Origin of the sequence: Streptococcus sp. 2_1_36FAA, assembly GCF_000161955.2 — a bacterium.
Lineage (GTDB): Bacteria > Bacillota > Bacilli > Lactobacillales > Streptococcaceae > Streptococcus > Streptococcus gordonii.
This window is the reverse complement of record NZ_KI391976.1, coordinates 574881-600717: the sequence shown is the minus strand read 5'-3', so window position 1 is coordinate 600717 and position 25837 is coordinate 574881. Positions and strand designations below refer to the sequence as shown.

Sequence of the window (25837 nt, the reverse complement as noted above, 5' to 3'; positions counted from 1 at the left end):
CGGGTGTAAAAAGTCATGGACAAGCGTATTTTTGTAGAGAAGAAAAATAACTTTGGTATCAAGTCACATAGTTTAATGAAAGAGCTGACTTATAATCTCCAGCTGAAAACATTATCAGATCTTCGGATAATCCAGGTTTACGATATTTTTCATCTGGCAGAAGACTTGTATACTCGAGCCGAAAAACATATTTTCTCTGAGCAAGTAACAGATAGATTGCTGACAGAAGAGGAAGTAGAGGTTGCACTTGCAGAAACAGCGTTTTTTGCTATCGAAGCTCTGCCGGGTCAGTTTGACCAACGCTCAGCTAGCGCTCAGGAGGCTTTATTGCTCTTGGGCAGTGATAGCAATGTAATTGTAAATACAGCTCAACTTTATTTAGTCAACAAAAATATTGATGCCAATGAACTGGAGGCGATTAAGCATTATCTTCTAAATCCTGTGGATTCTCGCTTTAAAGATATTCTCTCGGGTCTCCGTCCTCAGGAATTTTCAAGCTCTGACAAGGAAATTCCAAATCTAGACCTCTTTGAAAGCTATTCGGCAGAAGATTTTTTGCTTTACAAGTCTGAACAAGGCTTAGCTATGGAAGTCGATGACCTCCTATTTATTCAGGATTATTTCAAATCCATTGGGCGCGTGCCAACAGAGACAGAGCTAAAGGTCCTAGATACTTATTGGTCTGATCATTGCCGTCATACAACCTTTGAGACTGAGTTGAAAACGATTGATTTTTCAGCCTCTAAGTTCGAAAAACAATTGCAGGCTACTTATGATAAATACTTGGCTATGCGCGATGAGCTGGGTCGTGGGGACAAACCGCAGACCCTCATGGATATGGCGACTATTTTTGGTCGCTACGAGCGAGCTAATGGCCGTCTGGATGACATGGAAGTGTCTGATGAGATCAATGCCTGCTCAGTAGAGATTGAAGTGGATGTGGATGGTGTCAAGGAGCCTTGGCTGCTGATGTTTAAAAATGAAACCCACAACCATCCAACAGAAATTGAGCCTTTTGGTGGCGCTGCGACTTGTATTGGTGGAGCTATTCGTGATCCACTCTCTGGTCGTTCTTATGTTTATCAAGCAATGCGGATTTCTGGTGCGGGCGATATTACCCAGCCAATTGCTGAAACGCGAGCTGGAAAGCTTCCTCAGCAGATCATTTCTAAAACAGCAGCGCATGGCTATTCTTCTTACGGTAATCAAATTGGTTTGGCAACGACTTATGTTCGTGAGTACTTCCACCCAGGTTTTGTAGCTAAGAGGATGGAGCTTGGAGCGGTTGTCGGAGCGGCTCCTAAAGAAAATGTTGTTCGTGAAAAACCAGTAGCGGGTGATGTGGTTATCTTATTAGGTGGAAAGACAGGGCGTGACGGAGTTGGTGGAGCAACAGGCTCTTCAAAAGTACAAACTGTCGAATCTGTAGAGACAGCTGGTGCTGAAGTTCAAAAAGGGAATGCCATTGAAGAACGCAAGATTCAACGCCTTTTCCGTAATGGAAATGTGACTCGACTTATTAAGAAATCAAATGACTTTGGAGCTGGCGGTGTCTGTGTGGCCATTGGTGAATTGGCAGACGGATTGGAAATTGACCTTGACAAGGTACCTCTTAAATACCAAGGGCTCAATGGAACAGAAATCGCTATTTCTGAGTCTCAGGAACGAATGGCTGTTGTTGTTCGTCCTGAGGATGTAGCTGCCTTTATTTCGGAATGTAACAAAGAAAATATTGACGCTGTTGTCGTTGCGACAGTGACTGAAAAACCAAATCTGGTTATGCACTGGAATGGTGAAACAATTGTCGACTTGGAGCGTTCTTTCCTTGATACAAATGGTGTTCGTGTTGTTGTTGATGCCAAGGTGGTTGACAAGGATGTCAAGCTACCTGAAGAAAGGACAACATCAGCTGAAAGTCTTGAAACAGACCTGTTAGCTCTTCTATCTGATCTGAATCATGCTAGCCAAAAAGGTTTACAGACGATTTTTGACAGTTCTGTAGGACGTTCAACTGTAAATCATCCACTGGGAGGCCGTTATCAAATAACTCCAACAGAAGCTTCTGTTCAAAAATTACCTGTTCAGTCTGGTTTTACGAATACTGCATCTGTGATAGCTCAGGGCTTCCATCCGTATTTGGCTGAGTGGTCACCTTACCATGGGGCAGCATATGCAGTGATCGAAGCAACTGCTCGATTGGTTGCCGCTGGTGGAGAATGGTCTAAGGCTCGTTTCTCATACCAAGAGTACTTTGAGCGAATGGATAAGAAAACTGAACGTTTTGGTCAGCCTGTATCTGCCCTTCTAGGTTCTATTGAAGCACAGATTCAGCTAGGACTCCCGTCTATTGGTGGTAAGGACTCTATGTCAGGTACCTTCGAAGAATTGACAGTGCCTCCAACTCTAGTTGCATTTGGTGTAACAACTGCAGACAGCAGAAAAGTCCTATCTCCAGAGTTTAAGGCAGTGGGAGAGTGGATTTACTATATTCCAGGACCAGCCCTATCTCAAGAAATTGATTTCGATACTGTAAAGGCAAACTTTACACAGTTTGCAAGTCTTCAAAAAGAACATAAAATCAGTGCGGCATCAGCAGTTAAATATGGTGGAGTACTTGAAAGCTTAGCTCTTATGAGTCTGGGGAATCGTATAGGAGCAAAAGTGAACTTAACAGATCTGTCAACTTGTTTAACTGGTCAGCTAGGTGGCTTTGTCTTTACATCTAAAGAGGATATTCCAAATGTAGCTAAGATTGGACAAACAACCCAATTGTTTACATTGACCGTAAACGATATTGACATAAATGGTTTAAATCTGCTCAATGCTTTTGAAGGAAAATTAGAAGCAGTTTACCCAACTGAATTTGAACAATCTAAAGTTTTAGAGGATGTCCCTGCACTAGTCTCTGATACAGTGATAAAAGCCAAGGATACAGTAGCTGAGCCACTGGTTTACATCCCAGTCTTTCCTGGGACCAACTCAGAATACGACTCAGCTAAAGCCTTTGAAGCAGCTGGAGCCAAGGTCAATCTAGTTCCATTTGTTACTTTAGACGAAGCGACTATTGTCAAGTCCGTTGACACAATGGTTGACAATATTGACAAGGCGAATATCATCTTCTTTGCAGGTGGTTTCTCTGCTGCAGACGAGCCAGATGGGTCAGCTAAATTTATCATCAACATTCTTCTCAACGAGAAGGTCAAGAAAGCCATTGATGCTTTCATCGCTCGTGGCGGTCTTATCATTGGTATCTGTAATGGATTCCAGGCTTTAGTCAAATCTGGTCTTCTTCCATATGGAAACTTTGAAGAAGTAGAGGATAGTAGCCCAACTCTCTTTTACAATGATGCTAATCAGCACGTGGCTAAGATGGTTGAAACCCGTATTGCCAATACTAACTCGCCTTGGCTGGCTGGTGTGCAAGTAGGAGATATTCATGCCATTCCGGTTTCACATGGTGAAGGGAAATTTGTCGTGACAGCTGAAGAGTTTGCTGAACTGCGTGACAATGGTCAGATTTGGAGCCAGTACGTAGACTTTGATGGTCAGCCAAGCATGGATAGTAAGTATAATCCAAATGGCTCCCTCTACGCTATCGAAGGGATTACAAGTAAAAACGGCCAAATCATTGGTAAAATGGGTCACTCAGAACGTTATGAAGACGGTCTTTTCCAAAATATTCCAGGCCAGAAAGACCAGAAATTATTTGAAAGTGCTGTTCGTTATTTCCAAGCGGGTCAAGATAACACTGGCTTGTAATAGAAAGTAATCAAAAAGGAGTCTACTTGGTCTGAAAGGCCAGGTTTTCTCCCTTTTCAGGATAAAAGAATTTAGGTAAAAAAATGACATACGAAGTAAAGTCACTTAATGAAGAATGTGGTGTTTTCGGTATTTGGGGACATCCGGATGCGGCTAAATTGACCTATTTTGGGCTCCATAGTCTTCAGCACCGCGGTCAGGAGGGGGCAGGAATCCTCTCCAATGACCAAGGACAACTAAAGCGCCATCGTGATATGGGACTTCTATCAGAAGTGTTCAGAAATCCAGCTAATTTGGATAAACTGACTGGAACGAGTGCGATTGGGCACGTTCGTTATGCGACTGCAGGAGAAGCTTCTGCGGATAATATCCAGCCTTTCATTTTTCGTTTTCATGATATGCAGTTTGGACTTGCTCATAATGGGAACCTAACTAATGCCGAATCTCTTAAGAAAGAATTGGAACAAAGAGGCGCTATTTTCAGCTCAACATCTGATTCTGAAATCTTGGCTCACCTGATTCGCCGTAGTCACAATCCTAGTCTCATGGGTAAAATCAAGGAGGCACTCAGTCTTGTCAAAGGTGGGTTTGCTTATATTCTACTTTTTGAAGACAAGTTGATTGCGGCGCTTGACCCAAATGGATTCCGTCCGCTTTCTATTGGGAAAATGAGCAATGGAGCAGTTGTGGTTTCTTCTGAAACTTGTGCTTTTGAAGTGATTGGTGCTGAGTGGATTCGTGATGTGAAGCCAGGGGAGATTGTCATCATTGATGACAGTGGCATCCAGTACGATAGTTATACGAATGATACCCAGTTGGCGATTTGCTCTATGGAGTATATCTATTTTGCGCGTCCTGACTCCAATATCCATGGTGTCAACGTCCATACAGCCCGCAAGAGAATGGGGGCTCAATTGGCGCGTGAATTCAAACATGAGGCGGATATCGTGGTTGGTGTGCCAAATTCCTCACTGAGCGCAGCCATGGGCTTTGCAGAAGAATCTGGTCTGCCAAACGAAATGGGGCTGATCAAAAACCAATACACGCAACGTACCTTTATCCAACCAACCCAAGAATTGCGGGAGCAAGGTGTACGGATGAAATTGTCCGCTGTTTCAGGCGTTGTCAAAGGCAAACGTGTGGTTATGATTGATGATTCCATTGTTCGGGGGACAACCTCTCGTCGCATCGTTCAGCTTTTGAAAGAAGCAGGTGCGTCCGAGGTTCACGTTGCTATTGGAAGCCCAGCGCTAGCTTATCCATGTTTCTATGGGATTGATATCCAGACGCGTCAGGAACTAATCGCTGCCAATCATACAGTTGAAGAAACCTGCCAAATTATTGGTGCAGATAGCCTGACCTATCTTTCGATTGATGGTTTGATTAACTCTATCGGGATTGAAACAGATGCACCGAATGGTGGTCTCTGTGTCGCTTACTTTGACGGTGACTACCCAACTCCTCTCTACGACTATGAAGAAGAATATCGTAGAAGCTTAGGGGATAAGACGAGTTTTTACAAATAGACGGATGAGATTTTCCATGAAAGAAAAGGAAGAGGAGACAAAATGACAAATAAGAATGCATACGCTCAATCAGGTGTGGATGTTGAAGCGGGTTATGAAGTTGTTGAGCGGATCAAAAAGCACGTGGCTCGTACGGAGCGTGCAGGTGTCATGGGAGCTCTTGGTGGCTTTGGTGGCATGTTTGACCTTTCAAAGACAGGTGTTAAAGAGCCTGTCTTGATCTCAGGAACGGACGGTGTCGGCACCAAGCTCATGCTGGCTATCAAGTATGACAAGCACGACACGATTGGGCAGGACTGTGTGGCCATGTGTGTCAATGATATCATCGCTGCAGGAGCTGAGCCTCTTTACTTCCTTGACTACGTAGCGACAGGGAAGAATGAACCAGCCAAGCTAGAACAAGTCGTTGCTGGTGTGGCAGAAGGTTGTGTGCAGGCAGGCGCTGCCCTCATCGGTGGGGAAACGGCTGAAATGCCTGGTATGTATGGCGAAGATGACTACGATCTGGCTGGTTTTGCAGTCGGTGTGGCTGAAAAATCTCAAATCATAGACGGTTCAAGAGTAGCTGAAGGCGATGTTCTTCTCGGACTTGCTTCAAGTGGGATTCACTCAAATGGTTACTCACTCGTTCGTCGTGTCTTTGCCGACTACTCAGGTGAAGAAGTCTTGCCAGAATTGGAAGGCAAGAAACTCAAGGAGGTCCTTCTTGAGCCGACTCGTATCTATGTCAAGGCTGTCTTGCCACTCATCAAAGAAGAATTGGTTAACGGGATTGCCCACATCACAGGCGGTGGTTTCATCGAAAATGTCCCACGGATGTTTGCGGCTGACCTAGCTGCGGAAATTGAAGAAGACAAGGTTCCAGTCCTCCCGATTTTCAAAGCCCTTGAAAAATACGGTGAAATCAAGCACGAAGAAATGTTTGAAATCTTCAATATGGGTGTGGGACTCATGCTGGCAGTTAGCCCTGAAAATGTAGGTCGCGTCAAGGAATTGTTGGATGAACCAGTCTATGAAATTGGTCGCATCGTCAAGAAAGAAAACGAAAGTGTCATCATCAAATGAAAAAAATAGCGGTTTTTGCCTCTGGTAATGGCTCAAATTTTCAGGTGATTGCCGAAGAATTTCCGGTGGAGTTTGTTTTTTCAGACCATCGTGACGCCTATGTGCTGGAACGTGCAGACAAGCTCGGCGTCCTGTCCTATGCTTTTGAACTCAAGGAGTTTGAGAACAAGGCGGACTACGAAGCAGCTCTTGTCGAGCTCTTGGAAGAACACCAGATTGACTTGGTTTGTTTGGCGGGTTATATGAAAATCGTCGGGCCAACTTTGCTCGCTGCTTACGAGGGTCGGATCATTAACATTCATCCAGCCTACCTTCCAGAATTTCCAGGAGCTCATGGGATTGAGGACGCTTGGAATGCTGGGGTTGCTGAGAGCGGCGTGACCATTCACTGGGTGGATTCCGGTGTGGATACAGGCAAGGTCATCAAACAAGTCCGTGTGCCACGTCTAGCAGATGATACTATCGAAAACTTTGAAGCTCGGATTCATGAGGCGGAGTACAAGTTGTATCCAGAAGTGTTGGATAGTTTGGGAGTGGAGAGAAGGTAAGAAGTAAATCAAGTTTTGATTGCGCAATCTTGCTAGGAGAAAAAATGATTGAACTGAAATTGGTAGATGAGAGCAGTTTTCAGGCAGTGCTGGATTTGAAAATATCAGAAGCTGATGAACGAGCACGTTTCGTAGCTCCAAATGTGCGCTCTTTAGCTGATGCATGGCTCTACCGGAAAAACGAAGATGTGTTTCCGATGGCAATCTATTGGGATAAGCAAGTGGTTGGCTTTCTCCTGCTAGAAATAGACAAGGATGAAGCGGAATACTTTATCTGGCGGATAATGATTGGTCAGCAGTACCAAGGAAGAGGTTATGGTCGAAAAGCCTTGGAAGTTCTAATCAAAGAGGCTCAGATGGATAGAGCTTGCAGTCATATTACCGCAGATTATGTGGTTGGAAATGAAAAAATGAAGCACCTGTTGACTAGTCTGGGTTTTCAGGAAACGGAATTTATAGAAGAAAATAACGAAGTCGCTATGCGTTTGGATCTAAAGAAAGAGGAATAGAATGACGAAAAAAGCCTTAATCAGCGTCTCAGACAAAGCAGGCATTGTTGAATTTGCCCAAGAACTCAAAAAACTCGGTTGGGAGATCATCTCGACAGGTGGAACAAAGGTTGCCCTCGATAGTGCTGGGGTAGAGACCATTGCTATTGACGACGTGACTGGCTTCCCAGAAATGATGGACGGTCGTGTCAAGACCCTTCACCCAAATATCCATGGTGGGCTCTTGGCTCGTCGTGATTTGGATAGCCACTTGGAAGCAGCCAAGGACAATCAGATTGAGCTCATTGACCTTGTGGTGGTCAATCTCTATCCTTTCAAGGAAACGATTCTCAAACCAGATGTGACGTACGCTGATGCGGTGGAGAACATCGATATCGGTGGGCCGTCTATGCTTCGTTCAGCAGCTAAAAACCATGCCAGCGTGACAGTTGTGGTAGATCCTACTGACTACGCTGTGGTTTTGGACGAGTTGTCAGCCAATGGTGAAACGACTTACGAAACTCGCCAACGTTTGGCAGCCAAGGTTTTCCGTCACACTGCGGCTTATGATGCTTTGATTGCAGAATACTTCACAGCTCAAGTCGGAGAAAGCAAGCCTGAAAAACTCACTTTGACTTATGACCTCAAGCAAGCTATGCGCTATGGGGAAAATCCTCAGCAGGATGCAGACTTCTACCAAAAAGCCTTGCCGACAGACTACTCCATTGCTTCAGCCAAACAGCTAAATGGGAAGGAATTGTCCTTCAACAATATCCGCGATGCTGATGCTGCTATCCGTATTATTCGCGATTTCAAAGAACGCCCAACCGTTGTGGCTCTCAAACACATGAACCCATGCGGTATCGGTCAGGCAGATGACATCGAAACTGCTTGGGATTATGCTTATGAGTCTGATCCAGTGTCTATCTTCGGTGGGATTGTCGTTCTCAACCGTGAGGTGGATGCTGCGACTGCTGAGAAGATGCACGGCGTTTTCCTTGAGATCATCATCGCACCGAGCTATACGGATGAAGCGCTAGCCATTTTGACCAACAAAAAGAAAAACTTGCGCATCCTTGCCTTGCCATTTGACGCTCAAGAGGCTAGTGAAGTGGAAGCAGAATACACAGGTGTTGTTGGTGGACTTCTCGTGCAAAACCAAGACGTGGTCAAGGAAAGCCCAGCTGACTGGCAAGTGGTGACCAAACGCCAGCCAACCGAGACAGAGGCGACTGCTCTTGAGTTTGCTTGGAAAGCTATCAAGTACGTCAAATCAAACGGAATCATCGTAACCAACGACCACATGACACTGGGTGTCGGCCCAGGACAAACCAATCGTGTGGCATCTGTCCGCATCGCCATTGAACAAGCCAACGACCGCCTTGACGGTGCTGTACTTGCTTCCGATGCCTTCTTCCCATTCGCGGATAACGTGGAAGAAATCGCCAAAGCAGGAATTAAGGCCATCATCCAGCCGGGTGGCTCGGTTCGTGACCAAGAGTCTATCGAAGCTGCGGACAAATATGGCTTGACCATGGTCTTCACAGGTGTGAGACATTTTAGACATTGATGGGTATTTAAAAATTAGCTCATTATCAACTGTGATAAATGATTTATCGCTAACAACGAGAGAAGACGTAAGTTGTCTTCTCTTTTTGTATGTCTAAAACAATAAGCATTTTAGTGTTAGAAATTATTAAAATGATTTGTTAGAGCTGTTCATGACTAATCTCGAAAAACTCAGTTTCTCACTTAACTATTTTTCATACGTTTTATGGTGTTTAAGGTTGTTGTGACTAGCTCGTTAACAGGCATGGCTTTATAATCTCCTTTTAACCATTCATCAAAAATATTGTAGAGACCGCTGGTAATGAATCTACTATCATAAGTGATTTGTCTTTGATCACTATTTGTGATGTGCCAAGGTGCCATGACAGTGGTATAAGCAGCAGGAAGCTTATCATAAGACCTTTGCAAGATAAGCACGAGTAAGTTTGCGTCTTGCAAAATTTTTAATGGCTCAGTGTACTGGCTCCAATACTGAAAGAAAAGGTTCACCAAATCTTCAAAATTAGTCAGTTCTGCTGTTTGAAGTTCGATAATATAGTCTTGGATTAAGCGGTCTAAATAGTTCGTAAGAACTTCCTCTTTTGAATGGTAATAACGATAAAACGTTCGTCTAGCAATTTGAGCATGCTCGCTGAGTTCAGCAATGCTGATATTTTGGAGAGACTTCTTAGTTGCTAATAAATCGAACAAGGCTTCTTCCAGCCATTGCCGCGTTTGATATTCCATGATATTTTTCCTTTCCTGTCACACTTTTGGTCAAACTGTGCCAATTTCTCTTAACCTCTTGTTTTTGTAACAGTTTATCTTTATACTAAAAGTGTTGCGAGTGATATATGATTATCATTTATTCTTAACATTGTACAATTGTTAGTTGTTATTAAGGAGGTAAAGATATGAGCATTCTTTTTAATGTTTGGATGCTACCAATTTTATTTATTTTACACGATTTTGAAGAAATGATTTTTATGCCCTTGTGGAAAACACGGCATCATCAAAAATTAGAAACTTTTAAGAAACCGTTCTTTGGTTCCGTTACGCAAGGCTCCGCTTTTGCAGTAGGTGTGTTGGAGGAATTTATTATCCTGATGTTTATTTCTGGATTCTGCCAAATAACTCACAACACTTTACTCTATTTATCTTTTGTAATAGCTTATACATCTCATTTCATAATACATTATATCATGTGCATGCAATTTAGGGGTTATGTTCCTGGAGTCGTCACAGTAACCCTAGAATTGCCAATGGTTCTAATGATTATTTCCCACTATTGGCCCTCTGACGTTCCTTTGTTATCAGTCTTTGTCTATCTTTTATTAGCCATGATAATAGCTTTTACGAATCTTAAAATAATGCATCTCATCATGCCAAAAATCCAAACATATCTAGAAAAATATGCGAAATGAAAAACGATTAAATGAGAGCTACTTTTTAACCTTTCTGATATAACGGGTTAATGAGTAGCCAAGAGTCTATCGAAGCTGCGGACAAATATGGCTTGACCATGGTCTTCACAGGCGTGAGACATTTTAGACATTGATAACCGACCTGTCCATTTTCGATATGTTTTTCCTTTTAAAGACTTCCGGGTAAAGGAAGAAATGGCTTAGTTAGTCAGGAAATTTGTTTGTTTGGCTAAAGTGAGTCAACATACTTTCCATAAAACAAAAACCAAAAAAGCTATCGATTCAGTTAATCGATAGCTTTTTGTTTAAATAAGTGTTCATATTATATATTTTAGCAAACAAATTAAAGGTATCTAACAAAATAACTTTTCATTTTAGGTAAAACACGATATAATATAAACATCAATGAAAGCGCTTTTATAAAAGGGTGTAAGTGCTTGATAAAGTTCGTTTTTTACTACTATTAACGACTTTTATCAGAGGCAATAAACTTGATTTTATAAAAGTCTCCGCGTTTGTAACTCTCAACATATTCCAGGATTTGTCCAGTACTTTCAAGCTGAGTAGTTTTCACTTGATGTACAGAAGGAAATTGAGGATCGATTCCTAGTTTTTCAGCTACATGCTTAGGTGTTGGGAAAACAATTTCGTTGATTTCTTCAAAGGGTTCATCGTTCATATGAATATGATAATCTGCTTTGAAGCGACCATAAATAGAACTATAGTACTCTAAGTTTGGATAGTTCGCATTTACATATTGTTCTGGGATATAGGATTGCTGATAGATATAGGTCACACCATTGGTTTCTCTGACCCGTTCGATCCTATAATAGAATTGGTTGCTCTTTAGACCGAGTTTGTCTAGAATGGCTCCATCATTTCCACGCTCAATGGATAGGACAGTGACATGGTCACTTTGGGATGGAAAAACCTCTACATCAGAAAATTCGACTAGTTTATGCTTACGGGCTCTAGATACGAAGGTGCCTTTTCCTTGCTGGCGGATAATATATCCGTCGTTGGCAAGATCGTTTAGTGCTCTGACGACAGTGATAGAACTAACATCATACATCTGTATCAATTCAGCCTCAGTGTAAAACTTATCACCATTTTCAAATTGACCAGAAATGATTTTTTGTTTTAGTTCATCTTTTATGTATTGGTATTTAGGGATTGCCATTATTTTTTCACCTCACTTCTATTCCCTCTTACTAGAATTTTACCATATTTTCTAAAAAATAGTTCAAAACTATTGACTTTTTTTCAAAATGTTATTATATTAATTAATGAAAGAGTTTTCTTTGAAAGAGGGTGGGCGTTTGGAAAGATTTGAAGTGTCTGATAATTTTCTACTAGATCAGAAGCCATTTAAGATTTTATCGGGTGCAATCCACTACTTTCGAGTGCATCCAGATGACTGGCATCATTCGCTTTACAACTTAAAAGCTTTAGGATTTAATACGGTTGAGACTTATGTTCCTTGGAATGTACATGAGCCCGAGAAGGGACGGTTCAATTTTCAAGGACAGTTGGACTTAGAAAGGTTCTTGCAGATAGCTCAAGACTTAGGACTTTACGCTATTGTTCGACCGTCGCCTTTCATCTGTGCAGAGTGGGAGTTTGGTGGCTTACCAGCTTGGCTCTTGACAGAAGACATGAGGATTCGTTCATCTGATCCCAGATTTATTGAGGCTGTAGCGGCTTACTACGATGAACTGCTTCCTCGCTTAACGCCTAGATTATTGGATCGGGGTGGCAATATTCTCATGATGCAGGTTGAGAATGAGTATGGTTCCTATGGTGAGGATAAAGCTTATCTCAGAGCTGTCAGAGACCTAATGATAGAGCGAGGCGTAACCTGTCCACTCTTTACCTCAGATGGCCCTTGGCGAGCAACTTTAGAAGCAGGTACACTGATTGATGAGGATTTGTTGGTTACTGGAAACTTTGGTTCTCGAGCAGATGAAAATTTTGCTTCGATGAAAGAATTTTTCCAAGAGCATGACAAGAAGTGGCCACTCATGTGTATGGAATTTTGGGACGGCTGGTTTAATCGTTGGAAGGAACCTATTATTACAAGGGATCCTGAGGAATTAGCAGAAGCCGTTCATGAGGTTCTCAAGCAAGGTTCGATCAATCTTTATATGTTTCATGGGGGAACCAACTTTGGTTTCATGAATGGTTGTTCAGCGCGTGGAACAATTGATCTCCCACAAGTCACTTCCTATGACTACGATGCCTTGCTAAATGAAGCTGGAAATCCAACACCCAAGTATTTTGCAGTTCAAAAGATGTTAAAGACTTATTACCCAGAATTCCCACAAATGGAACCTCTGGTGAAAGGCAGCTTTGAACAAAAAAATATTTCCTTGAGCGACAAGGTTAGTTTGTTTGAAACTTTGGCGGATTTGGCAGAACCTGTTCAAAGTCTCTATCCTAAAAAGATGGAGGAACTAGGACAGAACTACGGTTATCTACTCTATCATACAGAAGCTGACTGGGATGCAGATCAAGAAAAGATTCGTATTATTGACGGTCGCGATCGGATGCAACTTTTTGTAGACCAAGAACATATTGCTACCCAATATCAAACTGAAATTGGTGCAGATATCTTTGTCGATAGACAGGTCAAAACGAAGCATAGTATTGACATCCTCGTAGAAAATATGGGTCGAGTCAACTACGGCCATAAACTCTTGGCAGATACTCAGAGAAAAGGTATCCGAACAGGAATCTGCAAGGACTTACACTTCATGCTAGATTGGCAACATTACTGCCTTACTTTAGATCAACCTGAAAAGATTGACTTTTCAAAAGAATGGTACCCGGGGCATCCAGCTTTCTATGCCTTTGATTTTAACCTAGAAATGAAAGCGCTTAAAGACGCCTATCTTGATTTGACAGACTTTGGGAAAGGCGTCGCTTTTATCAATGGAGTCAATATTGGGCGTTTCTGGAATGTCGGGCCAACCTTATCTCTTTATATTCCTCATGGCCTTCTAAAGGAAGGAGCAAACCGTATCATTATTTTTGAGACGGAAGGGGAATTTAAAGATTCTATTCATCTTGTTAACCAACCTACATTTAAAAATATAAAGGGGGAAAATTTATGACAATCGTAGGGAATCGAATCGACGGACGTCTGATTCATGGACAAGTAGCCAATCTTTGGACTACTAAGCTTAATGTGACACGCATCATGGTAATTGATGACGAAGTGGCACAAAATGATATTGAAAAGAGCGGGCTCAAGTTGGCAACACCGCCAGGAGTGAAGCTCAGCATTCTGCCAATCGCTAAAGCAGCAGAAAATATCTTGGCTGGAAAATATGACTCACAACGACTCTTTATCGTTGCTCGTAAACCAGACCGTTTCCTTCGTTTGGTAGAGGCTGGTGTGCCACTAGAAACACTTAATGTCGGAAATATGTCTCAGTCAGACGAAACTCGTCCAATCACTCGCTCCATCAATGTGGTTGATGCGGATGTGGAAGCTTTCCACAAACTGCATGAAAAAGGCGTGAAGCTGACAGCTCAGATGGTTCCAAATGATCCGGTTGCGGATTTTATGAATTTGTTAAAATAAGGAAAAATTTTTAGGAGGTCTTTGTCATGATACAATGGTGGCAAATTTTACTACTCACTCTGTACTCAGCTTATCAAATCTGCGATGAGTTGACGATCGTTTCATCAGCAGGCTCACCAGTCTTTGCTGGTTTCATTACAGGACTTGTCATGGGAGATTTAGGGACAGGTCTCGTTATCGGAGCTTCTCTTCAATTGACAGTACTCGGTGTTGGTACTTTCGGTGGAGCTTCTCGTATTGACGCGACTTCTGGTGCCGTTCTTGCAACTGCCTTCTCAGTAGCACAAGGTATCAAACCAGAAATTGCGATTTCAACTATTGCCGTTCCAGTAGCAGGTCTTTTGACTTATGCGGATATCCTTGGTCGGATGAGTACAACTGCCTTTGCACACCGTATTGATGCTGCAATCGAACGCTTTGACTATAAAGGAATTGAACGCAACTATCTCCTTGGTGCTCTTCCTTGGGCTCTCTCTCGTGCCCTTCCAGTCTTCTTAGCTCTTGCTTTTGGTGGTGCTTTTGTTCAATCTATTGTAGACTTTGTTGAACAATATAAATGGATTGCGAATGGTTTGACCCTTGCAGGACGTATGCTTCCAGGTCTTGGATTCGCCATCTTGCTTCACTACTTGCCTGTGAAACGTCACCTTCACTATCTTGCTCTTGGTTTTGGCTTGACAGCAATGTTAACAGTGCTCTACAGCAACGTTCAAAGTGTTGGTACTGCCGTTTCAGCAATGCTTGGAACAGATGCTTTTGCAAAACTTCCAAAAGAACAAATGGTTGCCTTCACAAACAACTTCAAATCTGTATCTATGATCGGGGTTGCCATCATTGGTATCTTCCTTGCAGTGCAACACTTTAAAAACAACCAACGTACGGTTGTAGCTGCTCCAGCAAGCAATGTAGAAAGCGGGGAAATTGAAGATGACGAATTCTAAGAACTACAAACTCACTAAAGAGGATTTCAAACAAATCAACAAACGTAGCCTTTTCACCTTCCAATTGGGTTGGAACTACGAACGGATGCAGGCTTCTGGTTACCTTTATATGCTCTTGCCTCAGTTACGTAAAATGTACGGTGATGGCACTCCAGAATTGAAAGAAATGATGAAATTGCATACGCAATTCTTCAATACTTCACCATTCTTCCACACCATTATCACTGGTTTTGATTTGGCCTTGGAAGAAAAAGACGGTGTCAACTCTAAAGATGCAGTTAACGGGATCAAGACAGGTCTCATGGGACCATTTGCCCCTCTTGGAGACTCTATCTTTGGATCTTTGGTTCCAGCTATTATGGGATCTATCGCAGCAACAATCGCGTCACAAGGTCAACCATGGGGTATTTTCCTTTGGATCGCGGTAGCAGTAGCCTATGATATCTTCCGTTGGAAACAGTTGGAATTTGCTTATAAAGAAGGTACCAACTTAATCAACAACATGCAAAGTACCTTGACAGCTTTGATCGAAGCTGCTTCTGTACTTGGTATCTTCATGGTCGGTGCCTTGATCGCGTCTATGATCAATGTCGATGTATCATGGATGCCACACATCGGGGACAAAGCTATCGATATCCAAGACATGCTTAACTTGATCTTCCCACGTTTGGTTCCAGCTATCATCACAGGTGTAATCTATTGGTTGCTTGGACGTAAGGGTATGAACTCTACAAAAGCTATCTTGCTCATCATTCTTGCAGCAGTTGCTTTCTCAGCATTCGGTCATTTCTTCTTTGGAATGGCGTAATGGAGTAATTTATGAGTAAGCAATTAGTATTAATTAGCCACGGTCGTTTCTGTGAAGAGTTAAAACACAGTACAGAGATGATAATGGGCCCACAAGAGTCCATCCATAGTGTTGCCTTGCTTCCAGAAGAAGGACCAGACGATTTTTTGGCAAAATTTTTAGATACTATCAAAGATTTTGATGACTATCTGGTATTTGCAGATCTTTTGGGAGGCACACCATGTAATGTTGTTAGTCGCTTGATTATGGAAGGTAAAGAAATTGAACTCTATGCTGGTATGAATTTACCAATGGTGATTGAGTTTATCAATTCTTCCTTGATCGGCGCCGACAGCAACTATCAAGAAAAAGCGGCCGAAAGCATTGTTAAAGTCAACGACCTCTTGGCAGGACTTGCTGACGATGATGAAGACGAGTAGGTAGGTGTCGTAAAAAAGTCTTGTAGACACCAGTCACTATTTAGGGCTTTATAGACTACAAATGAGGGGAGAGGGAGCTTTTCCTCTCCTCTTTTTTAAAAATAAATGTTTGAAAACATTCGAATAAAATAGAAAGGAAACAAAAAAGAAAATGCTAAATTATTCAAGAGAGCAATTGGTAGACTTAGGAGCTGAAATTACCACGCGCGAAATCCACCAACAACCACAAGTTTGGCAGGCAGCCTTTGATGCTTATAGAGCTCACCAAACTGAAATTGAGGCTTTCATAGACTCGATTGATGGTAAATACGACTATGTAAAGGTTATCTTTACCGGGGCGGGTACTTCAGCCTATGTGGGGGATACTTTGATTCCCTATCTCAGAAGTATTTACGATGAGCGAAAATGGAATTTCAACTCGGTTGCGACAACGGATATTGTGGCCAATCCTTTGACTCATTTGCGTAAGGATGTTCCGACAGTCTTGGTTTCCTTTGCCCGTAGTGGTAATTCTCCTGAGAGTGTAGCAACAGTCGATTTAGCTAAACAGTTGGTAGATGAGCTTTATCAGGTAACAATTACCTGCGCAGCAGAAGGGAAATTAGCCCAGCAGGCTCATGGGGACGAGAGAAACCTGCTCTTGCTCCAACCTTCTCCATCCAACGATGCTGGTTTTGCTATGACATCAAGCTTCACTTCTATGATGCTAACGGCATTACTGGTCTTTGATAAATCCGAACTTGCAGTAAAAGAGGAAAAAGTTGCGTCTTTGATTGCCTTAAGCCAGCAAACCTTAAACCGAGTTGATGAGATTCAGGATTTGGTAAATCTAGACTTCAATCGTGTTATCTACCTGGGAGCAGGTCCCTTCTTTGGTCTAGCCCATGAGGCTCAATTGAAGATTCTAGAATTAACGGCCGGCCAAGTGGCTACAATGTATGAAAGTCCAGTCGGCTTCCGACATGGACCAAAATCTTTGGTCAACGAGCAGACAATTCTCCTGATCTTTGGATCGACAGATCCATATACTAAGCAATACGACCTAGATTTAGTCAGGGAAGTTGCTGGGGATGAGATTGCCCGCAAGGTCATTTTGCTGACAGACAAGGCAGAAGGATTGGCAAAAGTAGAAGAAGTAGAAATGGCAAGTGAATTACTGGATGATATCTATCGGACCTTCCCTTATATCATTTATGGCCAGCTTTTTGCTTTGCTTACTTCTTTGAAAGTTAAAAATCGACCAGATACACCTTCGCCAACTGGTACAGTTAACCGTGTTGTGCAGGGAGTTGTTATTCATCCCTTTGCTAAATAGGAAAAGAGGATTAGTTGTAGTGCTTGGCTCTACTCAATAGGATTTAAGCGAACAAGATTCTTTCGAAAAGTGCCCATTGCTGGTTTGATAAAGTAGAAGAAACTCTTTAATAAGTAGGTGTTTTTAGGATGGGTACTGTGTTATAGTAAAAGAAGTATGGGATAGGAATTGCTAAAGAAGATTCTGATTTCCCTCTTTTACATTTTCATCACAAGGAGTTATCTATGAAATCGTATCAAAAAACTATATTTGGAGAGTTTCAAGGGCAAAACATTTTTCGCTTCACCTTTGAAAACGATCTGGGCTATCGTCTCAGTGTTATGAACTATGGAGCGACAATCCTGGAATACCAAACACCAGATAAAAAAGGCCAGTTTGCTAATGTTATTTTAGGATTTGATCAATTTGAAGATTATATTGGCAATAGCCCTAAACATGGAGCAAGTATTGGACCTGTAGCTGGTCGTATTGCCGGGGCAAGTTTTGAATTGGGTGGAGAAACCTATCAACTGGAAGCCAACAATGGTCAAAACTGCAATCACAGTGGATCGACTGGTTGGGACAGTGCTGTTTTTCAAGTGGAAGAAGTCACTGACGAAGGCCTAGTTCTTTTTACAGAAAGAGCAGATGGGACTGGAGGTTTTCCAGGCCATCTCAAGGTTTGGATTTCTTATACACTTTCTGAAAAAGGGGAGCTGGAAATTTCTTATCAGGTACAAACTGACCGAGATACCCTTATCAATCCAACCAACCATAGCTATTTTAATCTTTCAGCTGATTTTGCTCAGACCATTGATGACCATGTCTTTCAGGTAGATAGCCTGGGGGTTTATCCAATTGCGGCGGATGGAGTACCAGCTAAAGAGGTAGAAACAAGTGATTTTGTAAAGCATCTGCAGCAAGCGATGCTCCTGAAGGACCTCTTTGCTGAAAAGGATGAGCAGGTTCGATTGGTGTCAGGCCTAGATCATCCTTTTGCACTAAAACCAGAACATGAAACGGCAGGCTTCCTCTATCATCAGGAATCTGGGCGTTTCTTGACCTTTAAGACAGAAGCACCATGTTTGGTAGTTTATACCGCAAATTGTGTTGATGAAGCAATCCGCTTTGCTGGTCAAACAATGAAACAGCACAATGGAGTAGCTCTTGAAATGCAGGCTCTTCCTGATGCTATACATAGCCATCAGAAAGACCAGGTCATTGTTAGGGCTGGCCATGAGTTTACTAGCACAACCACTTATCATGCAATTGCTAAATAAAATCGAAGAATATTTAGATAGGTAACTAATACAGGTCGGAAGAATTTTAGATATAAATATTGATTTGGTTTGTATGAAATTTAAGGAGCGTCAAGAGAATTTGACGCTTTTTTTCATGATAAATATGCTAAAATAGGGACAATAGCATTGACTAAGACATTTTACAATGACATTCGTAGTGATAAAATTTTGGGAGGGCATAATGGCTAAAATAAGTAATGAAATATTAGGGTTCATTTTTACGTTTTCTTATCTATGTCTTCTTGTTTGTCTTTGGATATTGTACGGTTCGAATTTTGTTTTTCTGTGTGTGATTTTTGGTGGAGTTCCATTGCTTTTAATAAGTATCCCTTGGTTAGGCATATGGATTTTTACAAGATTAAAATCTTTAGTTTTAATTGGCTATCTTGCTAGTTTATTAAACGTTTTTTATCTTTTGCCAATTTTTAAAGATTTTCATTTAGCGGGAATTACGGATACGGCAGAGTATAGTATCCTTTCTGTTGCAATTATTATATTTGATATTATATTTTTATTCGTTGCTACCTTAGGATTTTATAAAAATTTTATTTTAGCACTACTAAAAAAAGAAGATTTAGATAAGGACTTATTATGAAAAAACAAATCAAATGGGGCCTTGTAGCTATAGTGGTATTAATAATAGGATGGCGTTATACCTAGTTAATCATTACGAAGGAGTTCGCATGGTAGAATTCGAATCTTTCTCTAAGGATAATATAACAGGGACATGGAGTGGTGATGCGCTTGTTAATGATAAGTACTATGTTAGATTCACATTATGGAATCTAGGTGGTGAGATTAGCATGTCCCAACTAACATCTAGAAATTCAGGCGAAGTTTTAGAGAAGAGAAAACAGATTGATAGTAAATCAGACTTGGACATAGATGTAAGATATTGTAAATTAAAATGATAACTGAAAAAGATTATAGATATATTGTTGATGATGTTTATGCTGTAGATTCTCATAAAGTGAAAGTTCCTTTAAAAGAAGGGGCAGTAGTAGCACAGGGGAAATTTAGAATTATAACAGCTCCTGTTGACAACACCGCCAACGGTATGCAGGCGATGGCAGTTGCTCCTGTGGATAAAAATGGGAATGTGGATCATAGCCATGTAGTGATTTCTTATGCTGGGACGAATAGTTCGGATATAAAGGATCTTGGTACGGATGTACAGTCTTTAGGGCTTGGGAGGGATAAACTACAGTCTCGTTCAGGCCTAAATTCTGCGAAAGTAGTAGATTCTCAGTTTGTAACAGCCTTGAATTATGCCGATGTTAATTAAAATAGCCATTTAAGTTATACTATAAGGTAATTAAGACCAAGTTGCTTTATAGAATAATATAAGGAGGTGTGTCAATGAATAAGCGTAAAAAATGGAGTATTGTAGCTTTAGTAATCTGTATTATAGGAGGGATTGTAATGTTTAGTTTGAATCACCAAAAAGAAAAAACGGTGGAAGAGAAAATGAGAATTGAACAGGATAGGATTGCACTATTTGTAGTTAATAGAGTAAAATTAAAAACACAGAATCCGATTGAAACTATAGAATTTATAGAATTCAGAAAAAATGAAACAACAGGAACCTGGCGAATAACACTTGTAATTAATGGAGTGGCAACGATATCCCTATCAGAGGATGCTTTTGGGGATGTTATACGGACATCGGGATATTATATAGAAGACATGTCTGTTGACGAGACGGATGTTCCCTATACAAAGACAATTGATAATATAAAAATTAGCTATCCGGGGGAAACTAAGGATGACGACTGAGAGAGATTTTAGATATATTGTTGATGATGTTTATGCTGTAGATTCTCTTAAAGTGAAAGTTCCTTTAAAAGAAGGGGCAATAGTGGCACAAGGGAAATTTAAAATTATAGCACCTCCTGTTGACAACACCTCTAACGGTATGCAGGCGATGGCGATTGCTCCGATTGATAAAGCGACAGGTAAGGTGGACTACAGTCAAGTAGTGATTGCTTATGCGGGGACGAATTTTGCAGACTTTCTTGATTTGCAAACTGATTTACAATCAGTGGGAATTGGAGATAATCAGGTTCTAGCAGATATTCGCACAAAAACTTTTCGAAAATCACAATTTCAAACCGCACTAGAATTTGCGAAAGATGTTGAAGCAGAAATCAAAAAAATCAATCCCAATGCCAAAATCACGACGGCAGGGCATTCATTAGGTGAGTCACTGGCCATGTATGTTGCTTTAAAACGAGGGTATGCTAATGTTAATTAAAATAGCCATTTATGTTATACTATAAGGTAATTGAGGCCAGTTACTTTATAGAATAATATAATATAAGGAGGTGTGTTAATGAATAAGCGTAAAAAATGGGGTATTATTGCTTTAGTAATCTGTATTATAGGAGGAGTTATAATGTTTAGTTTGAATCAACAAAAAGAAAAAACATTGGAAGAGAAAATGAGAATCGAACAGGATAGGATGGCGTTATACTTAGTTAGTCATTATGAAAAGGTTGAGAAGATTGAGTTCACAAGTTTTCAACAGAATAAATTAACAGGAACTTGGACTTCTAATGCCATTGTCAATGACGAAATATTTGTCACTTTTTCTGTTCAAAACTTGATGACAGAGGATGAAATAGGTTTTGGACAGCATATTAGTCAAAGTAATGGGAATAAATTAATAGAAAGAGAGAATCCGGAAGTAATAAATAGCGATTCACTTATGTCAAATATAACAGTTATTTATTGGGTGAGATAATATGATTACGGATAAAAGTTTTAATTATTTAGTTGATCAAGTATATGAAGTTGATAAAAATAAAAATTCAACTCCATGGAAAGCAGGAGATGAGTTAAGAAAGGATTCGCAATCTTTTCGAGTTCTTAGTGCAAAAGACAACACCGCCAACGGTATGCAGGCGATGGCGGTTGCTCCGATTGATAAAGCGACAGGTAAGGTGGACTACAGTCAAGTAGTGATTGCTTATGCGGGGACGAATTTTGCAGACTTTCTTGATTTGCAAACTGATTTACAATCAGTGGGAATTGGAGATAATCAGGTTCTAGCAGATATTCGCACAAAAACTTTTCGAAAATCACAATTTCAAACCGCACTAGAATTTGCGAAAGATGTTGAAGCAGAAATCAAAAAAATCAATCCCAATGCCAAAATCACGACGGCAGGTCATTCTTTGGGTGAATCCCTGGCTATGTATGTTGCCTTAAAGCAAGGATATTCCAATATTGGCTTCAATGGACCAGATATTCAATATTTGATTTCGGAAGAAGAAGTCTCTTATATGAAACAGCACCCCGAACAGTTTCGCAACTACCGCCACAAGTATGATGTGATTGGTAATATTACAGGTAATGAGACCAAGACAGCTATCTATCCTAAAATTTATCCAAAAGAAAGAAATCTATTTGACACAATCCAATATCATTATCTAACGGAATGGATCTTTAATGAAAAAGGTCAGCTGGTGGATTTGGATGGGAAAATAATCTCCAATCCGGTGGTTGCCTCTTTTGCGGAAACGACAGCTAAGATGTACCGTTATCAGAAGTTGAAAAATCGCTTATCCTCAGGCGGTCTTTCAAGCAATGAGCGTATTTTCCTAGATAGTTTGCAAGGCATGATGCTAGGAGATGGAATGGAAAATGTTGCAAAGGTAGGAGCAGAGGAGATAAAAACGATTCGAGATGAGGCGGTTTCAAAAGCGCAGAATTTATGGGAACAGATTGATTTTAGCAACTTTCAATATCTCAGTCATGATGAAGTAGTCACCGCCTTTGCGGCGGCGGGTGTCACATATGATTCTGTTGTAGGAGCAGTTGAACGAGAATTTGATCAAGCCAATCAGAAGTCAGGTGCTTTAGCTTTAGATTTTAGTACACTAAATCAACAAATTCATCAAATGATTGATAAAAAAATTAGCTCAGACCAAGAATTAGCAGGAGACTTTAAAAAATGGATAGGTCAGATGTGATTTTACAGAATTTAAAAATCAAACAAAGAGAGTACAATGAATTAGAAGATGATTATCGTTTTAAAAAAGCTAAATTATCTGAGGCTTATAATGAAATGTATGAGCGCAGGGAAAGATTGTCACGAATAGTCGATGAAGAAGCTAGTAAAATGGATATTTTCCTGCATCAAGTTCAGCAAACGTATCAAGATGCTGAGGATTTTTATAGAAGTTTGCATCAGCTAATGGAAGAATCACAAATTGCTTATCAACATAGAAATGATTCACTGCGACAACGGGAAGAAATATTAGATAAAAATTATTGGAAACAACGAAATGATTTGGAAAATTCCATAGACAAATTAAGGAGGTTATATGCTAGCACCACTAAATGAATACTATACAGATGAAGAATACGAGTATGTTGTGAGACAAATGTATCGTATCATGGAACGTAATCGCATTAGAGCTATGGCGAGTATCATTTTGAAAGAAAAAGCTTCTCTGTGTTCAAGCTCTAAGGATAAGATCAAAGTGACTGCTGATGAAACAAAAACAGCTATCGAGGGGATAATCTCCCAGATAGATACGGCTATTCAAGGGCAAGTGAGAAAGAAGATTGAGCAAGTGACACAGGAAAAAACAGATGAATATGATAAGATTATATAAAAATTAAGAACCCTTGAAATGCAGGCTCTTCCTGATGCTATACATAGCCTTCAGAAAGACCAGGTCATTGTTAGGGCTGGTCAGGAGTTTACCAGCACAACCATTTATCATGCAATTGCTAAATAAAAAATAGGCTGGGATAGATATCCCGGCCTATTTTTTATGTATTCATATCCATCCACAGACGGATGCAGTTTTTGGTGGAAGTGTTAAAATAATTTTACTCAGCAACAGATAGCTCAATACTTCCAGCGCTATCTCTCACAAAAACTTTTCCGCTACTCTTATCCAGTTGGCGTTTCAGTATAGAACCAACCTCGTCATTTTCACCTGTGATAGATTGAAAATTGTGGGGGACAGTGATGCTACCCATGCTTGTTTCTATATCGAATGAAAGAGTTTCAAGGCTTTCTTTGACTAAGTTTAGCTGAATATCACCCAAGCTATTGTCAATATTGATATCGCCTGACAGAGTGAGTTGCTGAGAGTTAATGCTACCTGATGAAAGCTTAATTGTGCTATCTGATAGCTTACTTTTATTTAGGTTGATATCCCCTAGAGAACTTGCTAAATACCCTTTTTCAACAGTAGTGTTATCGATAGTCACACTGCCTGATGAGAGCTTAAGATCTAATTTTTGGATGGCCAGATCAGATAAGGAAACGTCTCCAAGAGAATTCGATAAGTCTCCCGTGGAAATCGTACTGTTTTTGACGGTTAGGCTACCTGCTGAAAGACTGAGGTCTAATTTTTGAACGGTCAAGCCAGATAGGGTAACATCACCTAAACTGCTGTTGCCTTTAAGGGTTGAAAGTTTTGTTCCCTTAGGTAGGCTGAGGGAAACTGTTGAACGTCCTCCTTCGTTGTCAAAAAAGTTCAAGATAGAACGGATGCCACTGCTCCAGCCGAAAGTTATCAGGGGCCTTGGTTGCTGAATCTTTAGGGTTCCTTGATTGGCTGAGGTAACAATCCGCTCAGAAGCTTCCTTGCCTTGATAATAGGTCAAATGAGTTTTATTATCTTCTGATTCTTCAATGACTAGGTTTCGATTTCCAAGATCGATATCCAGAGCAGAAATATCGGAGAAGGCCTCGCTCTTTTTACTGTATTTGGTATGATTGGCTTGCAATAAGTGGTTTATGCCACCAGTTGCAGTTCCTGTAGCAATCAGTGCACCTCCTAGTAGGCAAGTTGAGATTCCGACAGTTAGTAATGTTTTTCTCCAGTTAGGCATGGCGTGCTCCTTTCTTTGAAAGTCGTTTCGCTAGCTTGATAAAGTTGTTTTTGGTGAACTGTATGAGTGGTGAAACACCTAAAGCGCAGAAAGCGGATAGTCCAAAACCTAGGAGGCTGATTCCAATAGTAAGTAGGAAGCTAGGAATCGAAACTCCTAGTGAGATGGTCAGGCTGTCCCAGATCGAGCTGATACCAAAGACAAAAAAGGCGAAGGAGCCGACAGCTAGGACAAAAGCAAAGACTCCAATCAAGAAGAAGAAGACGAAGACTAAAATAGCGACGACCAGAGCTAGCGGAATAGCTAGAGGTGCTGCTAGAATAGATAGGATAGCAATTTGAATAACATTCTTAGTATTCTTTGGCTCGTCTTCTTCTATGATCTTATCTAAGAGGTTGACCATGATTTCATGTGCAGCTTCACGAGGACTGCCGAGTTCGGCTATGACTTGGGCTTCGTTTTCAGGGCCTGCTTCATCAAAATATTCAACAAAGTAGTCCATAGCTTCTTGGTAATCGTGTCTGGGGAGTTTCTTCAGATATTTATCTAACTGAGCGAGATATTCAGTTCTTGTCATGATGGATGTTCCCTTCTATAATATTGTTGATTGTACTAATATACTGACTCCATTCTTCTCTGAGCTTATTGAGCTGGTCGAGCCCCGCACCTGTGAGAGAATAATATTTTCTTTTACGACCTTGAAACTCTTGTGAGTAGGTGGTTAGGTAACTATTCTTTTCTAATTTTTTCAGAATTGGGTAAAGAGTGGACTCTTTGATATTGGCTAATAGTTTAATGGTCTGACTGATTTCATAACCATAGGAATCTTCTTTTTCTACGAGGGCCAAAATGAGAAACTCAATTAGGGCTGATGAGGTTGGGAAGTAATACACATTTTTTTCCTCCTTTATCAATATAAAAAACATTTATATATAATTATTTTATATATAAATTATATACATAATAAAATGACTTGTCAAGAAAATATATAAAAATTTTATATATAATTTTTTTCACTTAGAAACAAAATAGATTTGGGATTGAAAACTGAGTGAATAAAATGGTAAAATAGAGTATATTTATTGAATGATTTGGAATGAAGAATGAAAAAACATCAAACAATTTACACTTTTTTGTGGAGAACCCTGCTTTATTTTGTTATCTTTTTAGCACTTCTCTATTTCTTTAGTTACCTGGGGCAAGGCCAGGGTGGCTTTATTTACAATGAATTTTAAGATTAAAAGAGGTATCCTTTCGTGACGAATACGACCATT

The 25837-nt window shown here is 40.6% G+C and carries 29 protein-coding genes and 2 pseudogenes; 26 read left to right on the top strand and 5 right to left on the bottom strand.

The annotated features are described in order from the left end of the window. Positions 1-15: 15 nt before the first annotated feature. The 6 genes from HMPREF0847_RS10665 (at position 16) to purH (ending at position 8956) form a co-directional block, all read left to right on the top strand. The gene (locus HMPREF0847_RS10665) at positions 16-3759 is read left to right on the top strand and encodes a phosphoribosylformylglycinamidine synthase (protein WP_008808069.1); all 3744 of its coding nucleotides are present in this window, start codon (positions 16-18) and stop codon (positions 3757-3759) included. A gap of 83 nt (positions 3760-3842) precedes the next feature. Then, positions 3843-5285: an amidophosphoribosyltransferase gene (gene purF, locus HMPREF0847_RS10660; protein WP_008808070.1), complete on the top strand. Its 1443-nt coding sequence runs from the start codon at positions 3843-3845 to the stop codon at positions 5283-5285. A 42-nt stretch (positions 5286-5327) separates the two neighbouring features. Beyond that, entirely contained in the window at positions 5328-6350 is a 1023-nt protein-coding gene (purM, locus tag HMPREF0847_RS10655) for a phosphoribosylformylglycinamidine cyclo-ligase (RefSeq protein ID WP_008808071.1), read from the top strand. Next, positions 6347-6898 carry a phosphoribosylglycinamide formyltransferase gene (gene purN, locus HMPREF0847_RS10650; RefSeq protein WP_008808072.1) on the top strand — a complete coding sequence of 184 codons (552 nt, stop codon included), beginning with the start codon at positions 6347-6349 and terminating at the stop codon, positions 6896-6898. Before purM ends, purN begins: the two co-directional genes overlap by 4 nt. 44 nt (positions 6899-6942) lie before the next feature. Beyond that, positions 6943-7407: a GNAT family N-acetyltransferase gene (locus HMPREF0847_RS10645; RefSeq protein ID WP_020992852.1), complete on the top strand. Its 465-nt coding sequence runs from the start codon at positions 6943-6945 to the stop codon at positions 7405-7407. A 1-nt stretch (position 7408) separates the two neighbouring features. Beyond that, positions 7409-8956 (top strand): bifunctional phosphoribosylaminoimidazolecarboxamide formyltransferase/IMP cyclohydrolase, encoded by a 1548-nt coding sequence (gene purH / locus HMPREF0847_RS10640; protein WP_008808074.1) that lies wholly within the window; start codon positions 7409-7411, stop codon positions 8954-8956. Positions 8957-9138: 182 nt separating this feature from the next. On the opposite strand, the gene HMPREF0847_RS10635 is transcribed toward purH, so the two are convergent. Further along, positions 9139-9681 (bottom strand): TetR/AcrR family transcriptional regulator, encoded by a 543-nt coding sequence (locus HMPREF0847_RS10635; protein WP_008808075.1) that lies wholly within the window; start codon positions 9679-9681, stop codon positions 9139-9141. 167 nt (positions 9682-9848) lie between these two features. Here HMPREF0847_RS10635 and HMPREF0847_RS10630 point away from each other — a divergent pair, with 167 nt between their 5' ends. Together HMPREF0847_RS10630 and HMPREF0847_RS11535 are read left to right on the top strand one after the other, a co-directional pair. Further along, positions 9849-10358 (top strand): HXXEE domain-containing protein, encoded by a 510-nt coding sequence (locus tag HMPREF0847_RS10630; protein ID WP_008808076.1) that lies wholly within the window; start codon positions 9849-9851, stop codon positions 10356-10358. 44 nt (positions 10359-10402) lie between these two features. Continuing rightward, positions 10403-10492 (top strand): annotated as a pseudogene (locus HMPREF0847_RS11535) (IMP cyclohydrolase); the annotation flags it as partial. A 329-nt stretch (positions 10493-10821) separates the two neighbouring features. Here the strand turns inward: HMPREF0847_RS11535 and HMPREF0847_RS10625 are convergent. Beyond that, entirely contained in the window at positions 10822-11538 is a 717-nt protein-coding gene (locus HMPREF0847_RS10625; RefSeq protein ID WP_008808077.1) for a GntR family transcriptional regulator, read from the bottom strand. A gap of 106 nt (positions 11539-11644) precedes the next feature. On the opposite strand from HMPREF0847_RS10625, the gene HMPREF0847_RS10620 reads away from it, so the two are divergent. The 17 genes and pseudogenes from HMPREF0847_RS10620 to HMPREF0847_RS11495 all read left to right on the top strand — a co-directional run. After that, positions 11645-13471 carry a glycoside hydrolase family 35 protein gene (locus tag HMPREF0847_RS10620; protein WP_020992851.1) on the top strand — a complete coding sequence of 609 codons (1827 nt, stop codon included), beginning with the start codon at positions 11645-11647 and terminating at the stop codon, positions 13469-13471. Continuing rightward, positions 13468-13944: a PTS system mannose/fructose/N-acetylgalactosamine-transporter subunit IIB gene (locus HMPREF0847_RS10615; protein ID WP_008808079.1), complete on the top strand. Its 477-nt coding sequence runs from the start codon at positions 13468-13470 to the stop codon at positions 13942-13944. Before HMPREF0847_RS10620 ends, HMPREF0847_RS10615 begins: the two co-directional genes overlap by 4 nt. Before the next feature lie 26 nt (positions 13945-13970). Further along, positions 13971-14885 carry a PTS mannose/fructose/sorbose/N-acetylgalactosamine transporter subunit IIC gene (locus HMPREF0847_RS10610; protein WP_008808080.1) on the top strand — a complete coding sequence of 305 codons (915 nt, stop codon included), beginning with the start codon at positions 13971-13973 and terminating at the stop codon, positions 14883-14885. Beyond that, positions 14872-15693, top strand: a complete 822-nt coding sequence (locus HMPREF0847_RS10605; RefSeq protein WP_008808081.1) for a PTS system mannose/fructose/sorbose family transporter subunit IID — start codon at positions 14872-14874, stop codon at positions 15691-15693. Before HMPREF0847_RS10610 ends, HMPREF0847_RS10605 begins: the two co-directional genes overlap by 14 nt. Positions 15694-15704: 11 nt before the next feature. Further along, positions 15705-16112 carry a PTS sugar transporter subunit IIA gene (locus tag HMPREF0847_RS10600; protein ID WP_008808082.1) on the top strand — a complete coding sequence of 136 codons (408 nt, stop codon included), beginning with the start codon at positions 15705-15707 and terminating at the stop codon, positions 16110-16112. 151 nt (positions 16113-16263) lie between these two features. Further along, positions 16264-17427, top strand: a complete 1164-nt coding sequence (locus HMPREF0847_RS10595; protein WP_008808083.1) for an SIS domain-containing protein — start codon at positions 16264-16266, stop codon at positions 17425-17427. 224 nt (positions 17428-17651) lie between these two features. Next, a complete protein-coding gene (locus HMPREF0847_RS10590) occupies positions 17652-18686 on the top strand; it encodes an aldose epimerase family protein (protein ID WP_008808084.1) in 1035 nt (344 codons plus the stop codon). A gap of 202 nt (positions 18687-18888) precedes the next feature. Next, the gene (locus tag HMPREF0847_RS10585) at positions 18889-19302 is read left to right on the top strand and encodes a hypothetical protein (protein ID WP_020992850.1); all 414 of its coding nucleotides are present in this window, start codon (positions 18889-18891) and stop codon (positions 19300-19302) included. 88 nt (positions 19303-19390) lie between these two features. After that, positions 19391-19618, top strand: coding sequence for a hypothetical protein (locus tag HMPREF0847_RS10580; protein ID WP_020992849.1), 228 nt, complete (start codon positions 19391-19393; stop codon positions 19616-19618). Next, positions 19615-19992: a hypothetical protein gene (locus HMPREF0847_RS10575; RefSeq protein WP_008808087.1), complete on the top strand. Its 378-nt coding sequence runs from the start codon at positions 19615-19617 to the stop codon at positions 19990-19992. The genes HMPREF0847_RS10580 and HMPREF0847_RS10575 overlap by 4 nt, the downstream gene beginning before the upstream one ends. Positions 19993-20066: 74 nt before the next feature. Beyond that, entirely contained in the window at positions 20067-20483 is a 417-nt protein-coding gene (locus HMPREF0847_RS10570) for a hypothetical protein (RefSeq protein WP_008808088.1), read from the top strand. Further along, positions 20473-20961 carry a hypothetical protein gene (locus tag HMPREF0847_RS10565; protein WP_020992848.1) on the top strand — a complete coding sequence of 163 codons (489 nt, stop codon included), beginning with the start codon at positions 20473-20475 and terminating at the stop codon, positions 20959-20961. Before HMPREF0847_RS10570 ends, HMPREF0847_RS10565 begins: the two co-directional genes overlap by 11 nt. 78 nt (positions 20962-21039) lie before the next feature. After that, positions 21040-21450: a hypothetical protein gene (locus HMPREF0847_RS10560; protein ID WP_008810084.1), complete on the top strand. Its 411-nt coding sequence runs from the start codon at positions 21040-21042 to the stop codon at positions 21448-21450. Position 21451: 1 nt separating this feature from the next. Further along, positions 21452-22681 (top strand): hypothetical protein, encoded by a 1230-nt coding sequence (locus tag HMPREF0847_RS10555; RefSeq protein ID WP_020992847.1) that lies wholly within the window; start codon positions 21452-21454, stop codon positions 22679-22681. Then, positions 22663-23055, top strand: coding sequence for a hypothetical protein (locus HMPREF0847_RS10960; protein WP_008808090.1), 393 nt, complete (start codon positions 22663-22665; stop codon positions 23053-23055). The genes HMPREF0847_RS10555 and HMPREF0847_RS10960 overlap by 19 nt, the downstream gene beginning before the upstream one ends. Next, a complete protein-coding gene (locus HMPREF0847_RS10545; protein ID WP_008808091.1) occupies positions 23036-23329 on the top strand; it encodes a hypothetical protein in 294 nt (97 codons plus the stop codon). The genes HMPREF0847_RS10960 and HMPREF0847_RS10545 overlap by 20 nt, the downstream gene beginning before the upstream one ends. Positions 23330-23341: 12 nt before the next feature. Beyond that, a pseudogene (locus HMPREF0847_RS11495) lies at positions 23342-23455 on the top strand (aldose epimerase family protein); the annotation flags it as partial. 94 nt (positions 23456-23549) lie between these two features. Here HMPREF0847_RS11495 and HMPREF0847_RS10540 read toward each other — a convergent pair. Genes HMPREF0847_RS10540 through HMPREF0847_RS10530 form a run of 3 tightly spaced genes read right to left on the bottom strand, consistent with a single transcriptional unit; the run spans position 23550 to position 25489 of the window. Next, positions 23550-24563: a DUF4097 family beta strand repeat-containing protein gene (locus HMPREF0847_RS10540; RefSeq protein WP_008808092.1), complete on the bottom strand. Its 1014-nt coding sequence runs from the start codon at positions 24561-24563 to the stop codon at positions 23550-23552. After that, positions 24556-25140 (bottom strand): DUF1700 domain-containing protein, encoded by a 585-nt coding sequence (locus HMPREF0847_RS10535; protein ID WP_008808093.1) that lies wholly within the window; start codon positions 25138-25140, stop codon positions 24556-24558. The genes HMPREF0847_RS10540 and HMPREF0847_RS10535 overlap by 8 nt, the downstream gene beginning before the upstream one ends. Beyond that, positions 25127-25489: a PadR family transcriptional regulator gene (locus HMPREF0847_RS10530; RefSeq protein WP_051312047.1), complete on the bottom strand. Its 363-nt coding sequence runs from the start codon at positions 25487-25489 to the stop codon at positions 25127-25129. The genes HMPREF0847_RS10535 and HMPREF0847_RS10530 overlap by 14 nt, the downstream gene beginning before the upstream one ends. 177 nt (positions 25490-25666) lie before the next feature. On the opposite strand from HMPREF0847_RS10530, the gene HMPREF0847_RS10525 reads away from it, so the two are divergent. Continuing rightward, complete coding sequence (locus HMPREF0847_RS10525; RefSeq protein ID WP_011999604.1) at positions 25667-25798, top strand: teichoic acid D-Ala incorporation-associated protein DltX; 132 nt, start codon at positions 25667-25669, stop codon at positions 25796-25798. The last annotated feature ends 39 nt before the right edge of the window (positions 25799-25837 follow it).

What these genes read in the sequence shown, in the direction of transcription:
- HMPREF0847_RS10595 (WP_008808083.1), top strand. Translation starts at nt 16,264, where the DNA reads ATGCTAAATTATTCAAGAGAGCAATTGGTAGACTTAGGAGCTGAAATT.
- HMPREF0847_RS10565 (WP_020992848.1), top strand. Translation starts at nt 20,473, where the DNA reads ATGACGACTGAGAGAGATTTTAGATATATTGTTGATGATGTTTATGCT.
- HMPREF0847_RS10610 (WP_008808080.1), top strand. Translation starts at nt 13,971, where the DNA reads ATGATACAATGGTGGCAAATTTTACTACTCACTCTGTACTCAGCTTAT.
- HMPREF0847_RS10625 (WP_008808077.1), bottom strand. Translation starts at nt 11,538, where the DNA reads ATGGCAATCCCTAAATACCAATACATAAAAGATGAACTAAAACAAAAA.
- HMPREF0847_RS10545 (WP_008808091.1), top strand. Translation starts at nt 23,036, where the DNA reads ATGCTAGCACCACTAAATGAATACTATACAGATGAAGAATACGAGTAT.
- HMPREF0847_RS10555 (WP_020992847.1), top strand. Translation starts at nt 21,452, where the DNA reads ATGATTACGGATAAAAGTTTTAATTATTTAGTTGATCAAGTATATGAA.
- HMPREF0847_RS10525 (WP_011999604.1), top strand. Translation starts at nt 25,667, where the DNA reads ATGAAAAAACATCAAACAATTTACACTTTTTTGTGGAGAACCCTGCTT.
- HMPREF0847_RS10540 (WP_008808092.1), bottom strand. Translation starts at nt 24,563, where the DNA reads ATGCCTAACTGGAGAAAAACATTACTAACTGTCGGAATCTCAACTTGC.
- HMPREF0847_RS10590 (WP_008808084.1), top strand. Translation starts at nt 17,652, where the DNA reads ATGAAATCGTATCAAAAAACTATATTTGGAGAGTTTCAAGGGCAAAAC.
- purM (WP_008808071.1), top strand. Translation starts at nt 5,328, where the DNA reads ATGACAAATAAGAATGCATACGCTCAATCAGGTGTGGATGTTGAAGCG.
- HMPREF0847_RS10960 (WP_008808090.1), top strand. Translation starts at nt 22,663, where the DNA reads ATGGATAGGTCAGATGTGATTTTACAGAATTTAAAAATCAAACAAAGA.
- HMPREF0847_RS10645 (WP_020992852.1), top strand. Translation starts at nt 6,943, where the DNA reads ATGATTGAACTGAAATTGGTAGATGAGAGCAGTTTTCAGGCAGTGCTG.
- HMPREF0847_RS10665 (WP_008808069.1), top strand. Translation starts at nt 16, where the DNA reads ATGGACAAGCGTATTTTTGTAGAGAAGAAAAATAACTTTGGTATCAAG.
- HMPREF0847_RS10620 (WP_020992851.1), top strand. Translation starts at nt 11,645, where the DNA reads ATGAAAGAGTTTTCTTTGAAAGAGGGTGGGCGTTTGGAAAGATTTGAA.
- HMPREF0847_RS10560 (WP_008810084.1), top strand. Translation starts at nt 21,040, where the DNA reads ATGAATAAGCGTAAAAAATGGGGTATTATTGCTTTAGTAATCTGTATT.
- HMPREF0847_RS10605 (WP_008808081.1), top strand. Translation starts at nt 14,872, where the DNA reads ATGACGAATTCTAAGAACTACAAACTCACTAAAGAGGATTTCAAACAA.
- purH (WP_008808074.1), top strand. Translation starts at nt 7,409, where the DNA reads ATGACGAAAAAAGCCTTAATCAGCGTCTCAGACAAAGCAGGCATTGTT.
- purN (WP_008808072.1), top strand. Translation starts at nt 6,347, where the DNA reads ATGAAAAAAATAGCGGTTTTTGCCTCTGGTAATGGCTCAAATTTTCAG.
- HMPREF0847_RS10580 (WP_020992849.1), top strand. Translation starts at nt 19,391, where the DNA reads ATGGTAGAATTCGAATCTTTCTCTAAGGATAATATAACAGGGACATGG.
- HMPREF0847_RS10635 (WP_008808075.1), bottom strand. Translation starts at nt 9,681, where the DNA reads ATGGAATATCAAACGCGGCAATGGCTGGAAGAAGCCTTGTTCGATTTA.
- HMPREF0847_RS10575 (WP_008808087.1), top strand. Translation starts at nt 19,615, where the DNA reads ATGATAACTGAAAAAGATTATAGATATATTGTTGATGATGTTTATGCT.
- HMPREF0847_RS10530 (WP_051312047.1), bottom strand. Translation starts at nt 25,489, where the DNA reads ATGTTTTTTATATTGATAAAGGAGGAAAAAAATGTGTATTACTTCCCA.
- HMPREF0847_RS10615 (WP_008808079.1), top strand. Translation starts at nt 13,468, where the DNA reads ATGACAATCGTAGGGAATCGAATCGACGGACGTCTGATTCATGGACAA.
- HMPREF0847_RS10630 (WP_008808076.1), top strand. Translation starts at nt 9,849, where the DNA reads ATGAGCATTCTTTTTAATGTTTGGATGCTACCAATTTTATTTATTTTA.
- HMPREF0847_RS10600 (WP_008808082.1), top strand. Translation starts at nt 15,705, where the DNA reads ATGAGTAAGCAATTAGTATTAATTAGCCACGGTCGTTTCTGTGAAGAG.
- HMPREF0847_RS10570 (WP_008808088.1), top strand. Translation starts at nt 20,067, where the DNA reads ATGAATAAGCGTAAAAAATGGAGTATTGTAGCTTTAGTAATCTGTATT.
- purF (WP_008808070.1), top strand. Translation starts at nt 3,843, where the DNA reads ATGACATACGAAGTAAAGTCACTTAATGAAGAATGTGGTGTTTTCGGT.
- HMPREF0847_RS10535 (WP_008808093.1), bottom strand. Translation starts at nt 25,140, where the DNA reads ATGACAAGAACTGAATATCTCGCTCAGTTAGATAAATATCTGAAGAAA.
- HMPREF0847_RS10585 (WP_020992850.1), top strand. Translation starts at nt 18,889, where the DNA reads ATGGCTAAAATAAGTAATGAAATATTAGGGTTCATTTTTACGTTTTCT.